This window comes from Kluyvera sp., from assembly GCF_965301105.1.
Map to the genome: position 1 here is coordinate 22,429 of NZ_CBDKZX010000012.1, position 13,079 is coordinate 35,507.

Sequence of the window (13,079 nt, forward strand, 5' to 3'; positions counted from 1 at the left end):
TGCCGTTAACTTTCGATGATACTAAATTCCCAGCCTTTGAGACGCAATGGCTCGCCGAGCGTCACCGATTTACCGCTTAGCAGCTCGGTGCCGCTGGTTTCGGCGAGCATCTCTTGACTATCGCCGCTGTAGTTAAACAGGAAGTGAATGCGTTTGCCGTCGCGGTTACGCAGGGTTCTGGTAATTAAAGGATAGCGGTAGGCTGACGTGCGCGAATGGAGTTCCAGCCCGTCGGTCAGGGTGTCAAACAGCTGACTAATCAGCGCCTTGTGCGGCAGGAAGCCCACGTACAGCGCCCGGCCTTTGCCGTAGTTCGCTTCGGTCGCCGCCGCATACTTGCTCCAGGCCGGATGCTGATAGCGCAGCAGCGTGCGGGTCCCCGGCGCAGGCGTTAGCAGCTCCATCCACAGCTCGGCGGCGTTGTGTTCGCGGCAGTCCAGGGCCGAAGTACAGCCGACAACGGTCACGTCCTCCGGCAGGGTGAACTGGCTGTAGGTTACGCCACATGCGCTGTGCAGAATGCCCGGCTGCGCGCTGCTGCGCACCTTCACGTTTTCATCACTGAAGCCGGACTTAAAGCTAATCAGCGCCCGTCCTCCTTGCTCAACGTAGCGGTTAATCCGCGTGAGCAGACCGTCATCGGCGGCGTACAGGGCGGGTACGATCAGTATTTTGTAGCGCGACGTCTCCTCGGTGACGTCGTTGATGATATCCAGCGCGATGTTGTGGTCATACAGTGCATCGTGGAAGCGGCGGAAGATATCGTTATAGACGTTGCCCTGCGCGTCGCCGGGGCGGAACTGATTGAGTGCATCCATGGCTTCATTGTTAATCAGCAGCGCCACATCGTTCTCGGCTCGCAGTCCGGCTAGCTGAGGTGACAGGCGAGCGAAATCAGCGCCGATAGTAGTCGCTTCCTGCCAGGTCGCGTTGCGGGAAAAATCGTGGCTCAGCAGCCCCTTCCAGTAGGTTTCAAATGAATTGTGGATGGAGTGCCAGTGCCAGTACGAGACCATCGCCGCGCCCGACGCCACGTGACTAAAGGCCTGGAGCCGCAACTGGCCGGGGAAGGGCGTCCACTGGGCAAAGCCTTGCGCCTGGGTTTCCAGTACAAAGTAGTTATTGCCACCTTTTAGCGCGCGGGTAATGGCGCCGCCGAAGGCAATTTCTCGTCCGGTTAAATGCTTCTGGCTGGGATGATAAATATCGACCCCGGCAATATCCAGCGCTTTGGCTGCAGCGAAGTGGTCTACGCGCGGCTGGACGCCGAACGAATATCCACGCCATTCAAAATCAAAATTGTGGGTGACGAACTGGTGTGGCTGCGCATACTCGCGCACGATCTCCGCCTGCCACGCCAGATACTCCGTTACCTGCTGGCGCTGATAGCGCGAGAACGCACAGGCGAGGCTGGCATTGATGGTGTTTTCCACCGGCGGGAAGTCATCCCAACTGTCGATGCGGTTGCTCCAGTAGTCGAGGCCGAAGTCGCGATTCAACTGGTCGAGGCTGGGATATTTTTCCTGCAAGCTGCGCACAAAGCCTTCCTGCATATAGCGTCCGACGTTGTCGTAGTGCTTGGTTTCGTTATCCAACTGCCAGCCGATAATCGCCGGATGATCCTGCACATGGGCCATCAACGTGCGGATAATGTTCTCTGCATAGCGGCGAAACGTGGGGTTCACGATGTCCATAATCTGCCGTGGGCCGTACTTTTGCTGGCCTTCGGCGGTGGTCACCAGAATGTCAGGGTGCTTTGCCACCAGCCATGCCGGTACCGCGTAGGTCGGCGTACCGATAATCACCGCGATGCCTGCTTCGTGCATTGCGTTTAGCACGCGGTCAATGTGATAGAAATGGTATTCGCCTTCCTGCGGCTCCAGCGTACTCCAGGTCGATTCCGCAATACGCACTACGTTGATGCCTGTTTCACGCATCAGCGCGATGTCTTTCGCCAGGCGATCCTCCGGCATATATTCGTCGTAATAAGCGACACCATAATATAAATCAGACATGCAGATTACCTCGTGTAATTAGTGCGTGGTTGCGGAGTGCGGGGTGAAAAAGCGCGCGTTATCCAGCGTAATAAAGGAAATCAACGTAAAGCACAGCGCAATGCTGCCCAATACAACGTAGCTGCTGGTAAAGCCCATGCTCTGGTACATATGCCCAATTCCGGTTGAGAGGAAAATTGAGCTGAAACTCTTGGCGAACTGGAAACCAATCAGATAAACGGTGGCGGAAAGCAGCGGGTTGAAGTTGGCGCTGATATATTTCAACGCGGCCACCAGCAGCACGGAGCTTTCAAAACCGTGCAGCAGCTTAATCAGGCTGATGGAGACAGGGCCAATCGCCCAGGCGGAGCCGATAATGCGCAGACTCATGATCATGCCGCAGTACAGCAGGGCATTTTTCGGGCCGATTTTGTTGACGAACCACGGGGCGAAGAACATCACTACCGCATCGAGGAAGATCTGCCCGGTGGTCAGGTAGCCGAAGACTTCCGCACCACGTGCTTTGCTCTCAAAGAAGTGGCTGTAGTAGATGGCAAATTGCTGGTCGTAGGTTTCATAGACGGCGCCAACGCCAATCATATAGATAGCGAAGAACCAGAATTTCTTCAGCTTTAGTAGGGCGGCCGCGTCTCGAAAGGTGACAGGCGTAGCTTTGGTTTGCTGATGTACCGCGGCGTTGGACGTATCGACCTGGGTTTTCCAGACGATCAGCAGCAGGCAGACGCCCGCGGTGCTGGCCAGCCAGAAAATCATGTTCTGGTCGATGCCGTAGAGCTTGCCGGCGGCAAAGGTGCCAATGGCGGCACCAATCCCGCCAAACATGCGCGCGCGGCCAAACTCGAAGCCGGAGGCGCGGCTGACCTTATCAATATAGGCTTCACAGATACCGCAGCCCGCGCCGTAGGCCATCCCGATGTATACCCCACCCGCCAGCGCGCCAAGAATGACGTTGTACTTCAGCAGCGGGGCGAAAACGTAGATCCACCAGGGGGCAAAAAGCGTGATGATGATGGCCAGCATCCACATCAGGTGTTTACGGTAGACCAGCTTGTCGGAGATAAAACCGAACAGCGGCTGCACGCACACTGCGATGATGGCGGTAAACGAATAGACCAGGCCAACGTCGGTATAGCTGATACCGATGGTTTCGGTCAGCCACAGCGACAGATAGGGGTAGCAGCAGCCCCAGCCGATAAAGAAAAACAGGAAGAACAGGCAGCTCATAGAGTAATTTTTATTCATGATACCCTCGTTTCCTTATCCAGGAATCTTGTTGTAGAGACGCGAGCAACGTTACCGTTTCGCGCCACGGGGAGTCATAAATGTTCCGCTATCGACCAGTACTAATCTGCTATGGCGAAACGGGCGTGAGCCGCTTCACATTCTGCGGGGAAGGAGGGTTTTCCGGGCTACAGGCGTAGCCCGGTAAGGGAATCAGGCGGCGCCCTGTTCGCGTTCCGCGATGTCCGCCTGTTTCGGTACCAGCACCGTTGGTTTGTTGTCGATGCGGGTCACCAGCAGCTGATCGATACGGTAGTTATCGATATCCACCACTTCAAATTTATAGCCGGAGAATTTCACCGAGTCGGTGCGTTTCGGGATTTTTCGCAGCATAAACATCATGAAACCACCGATGGTTTCGTAGTTGTCCGACTGTGGGAAATCATCGATATCCAGCACGCGCATCACGTCGTCGATCGGTGTGCCGCCGTCAATCAGCCAGGAATTCTCGTCACGGGCGACAATTTGCTCTTCCAGGCCCTGGCCGACAAGGTCGCCCATCAGGGTGGTCATCACGTCGTTGAGGGTGATAATGCCCACCACCAGCGCGTACTCGTTCATGATCACCGCGAAGTCTTCACCGGCGGTTTTAAAGCTTTCCAGCGCTTCGGACAGCGTCAGCGTATCCGGCACGATCAGCGTGTTGCGAATCTGCACACCGCTGTTCAGCGCCATGCTCTGGTTGGCCAGCACGCGGTTCAGCAGGTCTTTGGAATCGACGTAGCCAATGATGTGGTCGATATCTTCGTTACACACCAGGAACTTGGAGTGCGGATGCTCGGCCACTTTGTTTTTCAGGCTCTGCTCGTCTTCATGCAGATCGAACCAGATGACGTTTTCACGCGGCGTCATTGATGACGGCACGGTGCGGGACTCCAGCTCGAACACGTTTTCAATCAGCTCGTGCTCTTGTTTACGCAGCACGCCCGCGAGTGCGCCGGCTTCCACCACCGCGTAGATATCGTCGGAGGTAATGTCGTCTTTACGCACCATCGGCAGTTTGAAGATACGGAAAATGATGTTAGCCATGCCGTTGAAGAACCACACCAGCGGCCGGAAGACCAACAGGCAGAAGCGCATCGGGTTGATGATACGCAAAGCCACCACTTCAGGCGCAATCATACCGATGCGTTTCGGAGTTAAGTCCGCAAACAGGATAAACAGGCCAGTGACCAGCGAGAAGGAGAGAATAAAGCTCAACTGCTCGGAGAGTTCCGCTGACATATAGTTGGAGAACAGCGAGTGAAACGCCGGAGAGAACGCCGCGTCGCCGACGATACCGCCGAGAATGGCAACCGCGTTGAGGCCAATTTGCACCACGGTGAAGAACATACCCGGGTTTTCCTGCATTTTCAGCACGCGTTGGGCGTTGATGTTGCCTTCATCGGCAAGCAGTTTCAGTTTGATTTTGCGCGATGCGGCAAGTGAAATCTCAGATATTGAGAAGAACGCACTGACGGCGATCAGGCAAAGTATGATGAATATACTGTTTAACATATCTTATCTAACCCGTGGGGCCAGATCCTCGGAAGGGAAGTTGATAAATCCGTGTGAAATACACATTGAAAACCGGCCCGAAGGCGTTGGGCCGGCAATTTCAGGGGTTAGTATAGCGTAAGGGACTGTAAAGCTGCCAGAGGTTAACCGTTAGTCGGTAACGGTGTGGTTTTTGCGCGACGCTTCGGTGTCGCATCCCAGACTTCATTATAGGCATAGCCCGTCAGTGCGTGGATGACGTCACGGGTCTCCCGATCGCAGTCTTCGGCGTTGCCGCCAAGCTTACGGCGGGCCACTTCTTTAACCAACAGGCTGTGAGTTTTCTGCGTCAGCTTAAAGCGATATGTGACATAGAAGCTGATGGCCAGTAGCCCGGCGGTGGCGAAAATCATCAGGCCAATAATCGCGTGCAGGGCGCTGGCCGGCTGCGCGCCGCCGCCTTTGACGAAGCCGCTCTCTTCGAGCACGATGCCAATCAGCATAATCGCTAATGCGACGGTGCTTTTGCGGGTCAGGACCATCACGCCCGCGAAAATCCCCTCGCGGCGCTGGCGGGTGACGATTTCATCAACGTCCGGAATAAAGCTGTAGATGTTCCACGGTATGTAGTACAACCCGGCTTTCGCCAGCCCCAACAGGACAAACACCGAAGAAAACAGCAGCGTCGGGACCTGGAGATTACCGATATAGACGGTAAACAGAAACGCCAGCACCAGCAGAATACTGCCGTAGGAGAGCCGCAGCGCCCCGGAGGGGGTGAGGTTGAATTTATTCATCAGCATCATAAAGCCGAACGTGCCGGGAATAGAGACAAAAGCGGCGATACTTAATAAACCGGAAACCATTTCGGCATCGTGGTGCAGAGCATAAACCACGTAATAGGTAAATACCGAGCCAAAGACATCCATGGCGGTAAAAGAGCAAATATAAATTAAAATATGCTGGCGAAATATTCTTATCTTAAATGAAGAAATGAGGTCGATTACCAGGTATTTCAAATGGTTTAAAAGACCGCTGCTGCGTTGATTATCCGGCTGAAATTCATACTCTTCTCGCACATCTTTGGCTTCCCAGGTGCAGGCCCAGGTGGTGAATACCGCGACGCAATAAATAACCGCAAAAACAATCCCGGTCAGGGTGTAGGTAAAGGAATTATCTTTACCGGTATATTGCATAATAATACCGGGGACGGAGACTGCGAGAAAACCACCGAGGGCGGAACACATCATGCGTACGCCGGAAAGCCGCGTCCGCTCGCTGAAGCGGTTGGTCATTTCAGCGGCCAGCGTCTCCCAGGGGACCAGCACCATCGCTGAGAGCAGTTCGATAGAGAGATAGGTGCCCAGGTAGTACCAATAGTTCATATCGGTCAGCCAGACGAGGGCGTAGAGAAACATCAGCGGAGAGCTAATCAATAAGAAAAAGCGGCGGCGGCCAAATTTACGGCCAAGCCAGGTATTGCCAAAGTTATCAGTAATGTATCCCATCACCGGGCTTAAAATAGCGTCGATAATACGTGCAATGGCAAATATTGAACCGGCTTCTAATACGGATAAACCGCAATAGGTAGTATAGAAAAATAAAAGCCATGTTCCGATAACGGCAAAGGCGCCGCCGCCAAATAAATCAGTGACTCCGTAGCCAATAGCAATGCCATAGCCAACACGACGTTCGGTTGGTTTCACCATAATATTATTATTCCTGTACTGGTAGGGTGTCGGTGCAGAGTGACCTCTGCACCTTATATTATTGACAGCAGGAAAAATCGGATGACGATCACTCGTTTATATTCACCCATTTCCTCAATAGTGACGATTGGTAAATGGTATTAACCATCTGTAATGATTTCGCCGCTTCGCGGATATCGCAGAAGCTGGCGGCCGCGGGAGTGTCTAACGCCTGATAAAAATGCAGTACGGCTTGTTGATGGCCGATGCCCCAATAGCTTTTGCCCACGCCGTCTGGCGAAGCGTCGCTGGCCAACAGAACGTGCTCATCGGCGCAAATTTGCCACAGCGCGTTGTCATGCAACCTCAGCATGCCGTGTTCGAACTCTATTTCCAGCAGCAGCGGGGAGTCGCTGGCGTAGCAGTTACTGGCATAGAACAGGCCGCGCGCGCCGTTGTTAAAGCACAGCGTCACCATCGCGCTGTCTTCGGTCTCGATTTCGTCGGCCAGCAGGGTGCTGTCGACTACGCCCTTCAGACGCCGCACGCCGCCGCCAAACCACTGCATCAGATCCAGGGTATGAATGGCCTGGTTGATCAACAGGCTGCCCCCCTCGGTGGCGAAACTGCCGCGCCACGGACTCGCGGCATAGTAGTTGCCGGAACGTGACCAGGTGAGCACCGCTTTCACGGCGCGCATTGCGCCAAGCCGGCCTTCCTCAATGCAGCGTTGAATCGCCAGACTGGTAGGATTAAGGCGGTTCTGATAACAGACACCCACATGACGTTGGGCGATCGTGGCGGCGGCCTGAATGTCGCTCACCTCCTGCGGATTCATCACCACCGGCTTTTCGCAGAACACCTGTTTCCCTGCCGCCAGCGCGGCAAGGATCATCGGCTTATGCAGGTAATGCGGCGTGCAGATGTGCACCACGTCAATGGCATCATCCAGCAGCATCTCGCGATAGTCCTGATAAAACTGACAGCCATAGTCGGCAGCGAGCCGGCTCCCCTTTTCGCTATCGATATCGACTATCGCGCGTAGCACCGCGCCCGGAACGTGGCGCAGCGCGTCCACGTGACAGGTGTGAATAGCGCCGCAGCCGATAATCGCCGCATGACGTGTTTGCATCGCCGCCTCCTGTTATTCCACCGCGTTCGCCAGCATCTGCGCTTTTACGCACAGCTCGGCGGCTTTAAAGGTGTGCGCCTGGGTCATGGCATTTTCCGTACGGTTCAGGCAGTCCAGAATCAGCTGGCCGAAGTACGGGAAGCCCACCTGACCGGCGACCGGATAGCGGAATTCGCCCTCCTTGTTGACCAGATACACCACATCCTGCTCGCCGCGAGTGATATCGACGTATTTACGGATTTCGATATAGCCTTCGGTGCCGAGCAGGGTCAGGCGACCGTCGCCCCAACTGGAGAGGCCGTCCGGGGTAAACCAGTCGCAGCGGAAGTAGCCAGTCGCGCCGTTATCCCCGGCCAGCATCGCGTCGCCGAAATCTTCGAACTGCGGATACTGCGGATGGTTAACGTTGCGCACCTGGCTTGCCACGACACGCGCGTCGGTGTTACCGGTGTAAAACAGAAACTGCTCAATCTGGTGGCTGCCGATATCACACAGGATGCCGCCGAAGAATTCCTTCTCATAGAACCAGTCCGGGCGACCTTCGCCTTCACGGTGTGGGCCGACGCCGAGCGTCTGCATCACGCGGCCAATTGCGCCTTGCTGCACCAGTTGCCCGGCGAACACGGCGCTTTCAACGTGCAGGCGTTCGCTGTAGTAAACCGCGTATTTGCGCCCGGTTGCCGCCACCTTACGTTTAGCGGCCTCCAGCTGCGCCAGCGTGGTCAGCGGCGCTTTATCGGTAAAGTAATCTTTACCCGCGTCCATCACTTTCAGCCCCAGCGCGCAGCGTTCAGAAGGTACGGTGGCACCGGCAACCAGCTGTACGCTGCTGTCGTTGAGGATGGTTTCCAGCGAAGGCGCAACCTGTACCTGCGGATACTGCTGGACGAACTTGTCGACTTTGGCTGGATCGGGGTCATAAACCCATTTCAGCGTCGCCCCAGCTTCAATCAGGCCGTTGCACATGCCATAGATATGACCGTGGTCCAACGCGGCGGCGGCAATAATAAACTCGCCCTCGCCGACAACCGGTTGCGGTTTACCCACCGGGGCGTAGTTCATACCGTCTTTGATACTCATGCTTATGCTCCTTTGTCCAAATTTTTACCCAACGGAATTGCGCCTACTTCCGAGAAGTTCTCCACCGAGGCGGCCTTTTCGTAGAAGTGCGGGGCGAGGGAAACCAGGCCGCCGGTTTTGTACCAGGGCTCATCCGGGCTGACGGGAAGCGTCACCACCCGTCCGGTAATTGACGATTGATAAATCGCGGTGATCAGCTCCAGCGAGCGTTTGCCCTGCACGCCATCAATCAGCGGCTCACCGTGCTGTTCAACGGCATTGAGCAGGTCGTTAATCTGCCCGGCGTGTAGCGTGTATTTCAGCGGCGGCGTATGGCGGAACAGCGCATCCAGCCGCGCTTCACGTTCACTATCGTGTTGCTCTTGCGGGAATCCGTTGTCGGCGGAGACGCTGGCCCACACGTCCCACGGTGCGGAGATGCGCGCTTTATCGCCCTGAATCACGATTTTCTGGTCTTCACCGTGATGGACTACCGAGGCGGTCAATTGCGTCAGCGCGCCGCTGTCGTAGCGGAATATGGCGGCGGAAAGATCTTCCACTTCGGCGTTATCGTGGGCGACGTTAGTCATCATCGCCACCACCTCTTTCGGGAAGCCGAGCATCCACTGGATGGCGTCAATGTGGTGCACCGCATGGTTAAGCGTGCAGCCGCCGCCTTCTTTCTCCCACGTCCCGCGCCACCACAGGTCGTAGTAGCAGTGGCCGCGCCACCAGAAGGAGTCCACCTGCGCGTGGCAGATTTTCCCCAGTTCGCCGGAATCGACGACCTGCTTTAAGCGCCAGAAGGCGTCGGTAAAGCGGTTTTGGGCGATAATGGAGAGGATTTTGCCGCTGGCGCGTTGGGCGGCGATCATCGCGTCGCACTCTTCCAGCGAGGCCGCCATCGGCTTCTCGCACAGCACGTGTTTCCCGGCGTTGAGCGCGTCGATGCTGATTTCGGCGTGCACGTACGGCGGCGTACAGACGTCGACGATATCCACCTCAAGGCCGGACTCCAGTAGCGCCTGATGGCTGCTGAACACGGTGGCGTGCGTCAGCCCGTAGCGCACTTTCTTTTCCTGCGCCTTTTCCGGGTAGATATCGACCAGCGCCACAATCTGGCAGCGGTCGGCAAATTCCTGATAGCCCTGAATATGGCTGTGGGAGATGTTGCCGGTTCCCACAATCGCAATGCGTAACATGGTGTTCTCCTGCTGCGGATTACCAGGTGCCGGAGGCATCGAGAGTTTTACTGACCACCTGTTTATCGATGGAGGTGGCGATGCGCTCATCGAGCAGCTTTTTAAACAGGGCTTCGTCGAACGGCAGGTCAACCCAATCATCGGTCCAGGTGGAGAGGTGCATGGCGTTTGACAGCGTCAGGCCGTGAATACCCTCGGTACCCGGCGCCAGTAGCGGCGTGCCATGCAGCACCGCGGCGGCGAAATTGGCGGTGATGACGTGGTGGTCGCTGCACTCCGGCGCGACGGGAATGGTCACTTCCCAACATTCGGGTTCGCCAAAGCCGTTTTCCCAGCGGGCGTTAAATTCGGTTTCCGATTCCCGCAGCCGCCAGAAGCGCAGCTTGCCGTCTTCCACCACCACTTTGCCGCGATCGCCGGCGATCTCCAGACGGTTGGTCCCCGGCGCTTCGGCGGTGGTGGTGATAAAGACGCCGGTCGCGCCGTTGGCGTATTCGGCATAGGCGGTGACCTCGTTTTCCACTTCGATATCGCGATGTTTACCGAACTGGCAGAAAGCGCGCATCCGTACCGGCATACCGACCAGCCATTGCCATAAATCCAGCTGGTGTGGGTCCTGATTCAGCAGCACGCCGCCGCCTTCACCCTTCCAGGTGGCGCGCCAGCCGCCGGAGTTGTAGTAACTCTGCGAGCGATACCAGTTGGTGATGATCCAGTTGGAGCGGCGCAGTTCGCCCAGCTCGCCGCTGTCGATCAGATCTTTCACTTTTTGATACAGCGGGTTAGGGCGCTGATTGAACATCATGCCGAACACCACGTTGCAGCCGCGGGCGAATTCGTTCATCTCGCGCACCTGCGCGGTGTAGACGCCAGCCGGTTTCTCACACAGGGTGTGAATGCCGTGACGCATGGCCAGCATGGAGAGACCTGGATGGTCATAGTGCGGCGTGGAGACGATGACCGCGTCAATCAGCCCGCTTTTCAGCATCTCTTCGGCGTTGCTGAAGAGGGTGACGTCATTGCCAACCACCTGGCGAATGGCGGAATGTTTGTCGGGATTGTTGTCACACACTGCCGTCAGGCAGGCTTCTTTTACCGTACCCGCCAGTAGGTATCGGGCGTGGACGGTCCCGATATTGCCCACGCCGATAATGCCAAAACGCACCTTATCCATGTTGCACCTTACGTAATAGAAATGACTGAAATCTGAAAATAGGGAAGCGGGCGAAGGTGGACAAACGGAATTTGTGAGAATGCTCGCAGGTAGAAAAGGAATATGCGCGGAAAACTGAAAATGGGTTTTAAAATCAGCGAACTGCATCTGCAAAAATTTGCAAAATATGATTGCGAGCGAGGTCACACAATGCCAGGTAAGCTCAAAATGGATGAAATTGCCGCCCGTACCGGCTACTCCATCAGTACCGTTTCCCGGGTGCTGAGCGGTAAATCCTACACCAGTGAAAAAGCGCGAGAGGCGATTGTGAAATGCGCCCGCCAGCTCGGGGTGCTGGACTCGCTGGCTAACGGACGGCTGCTGATTAACGGCATTGCGGTGTTCGCGCCGGAGCGCACCTTTCAGGGGCGGGGCGATACCTTTTATCTGGAAGTCACGAAGGGGATTGCCGAAGCCAGCGCGCCGCATGATGTGTGGATCAGCCACTGTGCGCTGGAGGAGCAGCACGCCGACGTTAAGTTATTCCTCGAAAAAGCCAGCCACAAGAGCATCAACGCGGTGATCATTATCGGCACGGATGATCCCATGATCCTTAAACTGGCCAGCACGCTGAATAAGCCTTGCGTGCTGATCAACTCCATCGACCGAGAGATGTCGCTGGACTGCGTGTCGCCCGACCACCGGGCGATTGGCTTTACCGCGATGCGCTATCTGTTTGAGCAAGGTCATCGGCGGGTTCTGACGATGACCTGCCTGCGTCGGGAAACGCTCTATGCCCGGCTGGACGGGATTAAAGAGGCCTATCGCTATCACCATGTTCCTTTCAATCCTCAGCATGACCTGCTGGTCACCGAGTGGTTTACGGCGGAAGAGGCGGAGCTGGCGCTGGACACCTGGCTGACGACCCACGATCGCGCGCAGTGGCCTGATGTTATCTTCCCCAACAGCACCAGCATGACTGAGGGGGTGATGAAGGCGCTGCGACGCCACGGGCTGCGTGTCCCCGAAGATATCTCTCTGATTACCACCGATTTTACGTGGAATCTGGAAAGCAGCCTGACTGCGCCGGTCACTGGCATTCTCGTGCCCTGCCGCGATCTGGGCATTGAAGCCGTACATCTGCTGCAAACCCGCCTCAACCGCCCGCAGTCGCCGGTCTACAACCTGTTATTACAGGGCAAAGTGATGGATTTTGGCACGGTGGCAAACGCTACGCGCCATGCGGCGCGTCTGGCGTTGGACGGTTAGCCCTGCAGCTGTGGCGGCAGGCACACGCCAATTCCCCCGATGCCGCAGTAGCCGTACGGGTTTTTATGCAGATACTGCTGGTGTTCATCTTCCGCGTAGTAGAACGGCTTCGCGAGGGCGATTTCGGTCGTGATATCACGTGCGTCGCCCGCGCTGCGCATGGCTTCCTGGAACTGTTGCAGGCTGGCGTGCGCTTCCTGTTCCTGTTCTGGGGTCAGCGGATAGATTGCCGAGCGATACTGCGTGCCGTGATCGTTGCCCTGACGCATGCCCTGCGCCGGATCATGATTCTCCCAGAACACTTTGAGCAGTTCGCCATAGCTAATCACCGCCGGGTCATACACCACACGCACCGCTTCCGCGTGCCCGGTCTGCCCGCTACAGACTTCCCGGTATGTCGGGTTCGGCGTATAGCCGCCGGTGTAGCCCGCCGCAGTGCTGTAAACGCCGGGAAGCTGCCAGTACAGCCGCTCCACGCCCCAGAAACAGCCCATCGCAAACAGCGCGACCTCCATGCCTTCCGGCACGTGGGTCATTGAGTGTTCCGTCACAACATTGAGCGTTGCAACCGGCATGGGGGTATTTCTTCCGGGTAATGCATCCGATTGAGATACAATATGTTTTTTGTCGAACAAGCTCATAGGGACCGCCTCCGGGGAACAGTAATTTCCGTTAAGGTTGTAACCGGGCGTGTCTTTTAACACAATAACCACGCCGAATACGTCTAAATTTAAACATAAGAATAATTTGGGGCTCTGTCTTTATTTCAACCCGACAAAGAGTGGGTTTTTTAAGCTGACGTTG

At 56.1% G+C, this 13,079-nt stretch carries 10 protein-coding genes; 1 reads left to right on the forward strand and 9 read right to left on the reverse strand.

All coding sequences use genetic code 11. The features are described 5' to 3' along the window. Positions 1-5 precede the first annotated feature (5 nt). The 8 genes from ACW14G_RS07350 to ACW14G_RS07385 all read right to left on the reverse strand — a co-directional run bounded on the left by ACW14G_RS07350 (position 6) and on the right by ACW14G_RS07385 (position 11,027). Positions 6-2,015, reverse strand: coding sequence for a beta-galactosidase (locus tag ACW14G_RS07350; RefSeq protein WP_249022413.1), 2,010 nt, complete (start codon positions 2,013-2,015; stop codon positions 6-8). An 18-nt stretch (positions 2,016-2,033) separates the two neighbouring features. Next, positions 2,034-3,257, reverse strand: a complete 1,224-nt coding sequence (locus ACW14G_RS07355) for an oligosaccharide MFS transporter (RefSeq protein ID WP_163445826.1) — start codon at positions 3,255-3,257, stop codon at positions 2,034-2,036. 192 nt (positions 3,258-3,449) lie between these two features. Beyond that, entirely contained in the window at positions 3,450-4,793 is a 1,344-nt protein-coding gene (locus ACW14G_RS07360) for a hemolysin family protein (RefSeq protein WP_163445825.1), read from the reverse strand. Between the two features lie 143 nt (positions 4,794-4,936). Continuing rightward, complete coding sequence (locus ACW14G_RS07365) at positions 4,937-6,481, reverse strand: MFS transporter (RefSeq protein ID WP_163445824.1); 1,545 nt, start codon at positions 6,479-6,481, stop codon at positions 4,937-4,939. Positions 6,482-6,569: 88 nt separating this feature from the next. Further along, positions 6,570-7,592, reverse strand: coding sequence for a Gfo/Idh/MocA family protein (locus tag ACW14G_RS07370; protein ID WP_223803439.1), 1,023 nt, complete (start codon positions 7,590-7,592; stop codon positions 6,570-6,572). Positions 7,593-7,604: 12 nt separating this feature from the next. Continuing rightward, a complete protein-coding gene (locus tag ACW14G_RS07375) occupies positions 7,605-8,672 on the reverse strand; it encodes a Gfo/Idh/MocA family protein (RefSeq protein WP_249022412.1) in 1,068 nt (355 codons plus the stop codon). Positions 8,673-8,674: 2 nt separating this feature from the next. Beyond that, complete coding sequence (locus ACW14G_RS07380; protein ID WP_249022411.1) at positions 8,675-9,853, reverse strand: Gfo/Idh/MocA family protein; 1,179 nt, start codon at positions 9,851-9,853, stop codon at positions 8,675-8,677. Between the two features lie 19 nt (positions 9,854-9,872). Next, the gene (locus tag ACW14G_RS07385) at positions 9,873-11,027 is read right to left on the reverse strand and encodes a Gfo/Idh/MocA family protein (protein ID WP_163445820.1); all 1,155 of its coding nucleotides are present in this window, start codon (positions 11,025-11,027) and stop codon (positions 9,873-9,875) included. Between the two features lie 189 nt (positions 11,028-11,216). Between ACW14G_RS07385 and ACW14G_RS07390 the strand changes: the two genes are divergently transcribed. After that, complete coding sequence (locus ACW14G_RS07390; protein WP_163445819.1) at positions 11,217-12,275, forward strand: LacI family DNA-binding transcriptional regulator; 1,059 nt, start codon at positions 11,217-11,219, stop codon at positions 12,273-12,275. Here the strand turns inward: ACW14G_RS07390 and msrA are convergent. Continuing rightward, the gene (gene msrA / locus ACW14G_RS07395; protein WP_167577034.1) at positions 12,272-12,916 is read right to left on the reverse strand and encodes a peptide-methionine (S)-S-oxide reductase MsrA; all 645 of its coding nucleotides are present in this window, start codon (positions 12,914-12,916) and stop codon (positions 12,272-12,274) included. The genes ACW14G_RS07390 and msrA overlap by 4 nt on opposite strands. Between the last annotated feature and the right edge of the window lie 163 nt (positions 12,917-13,079).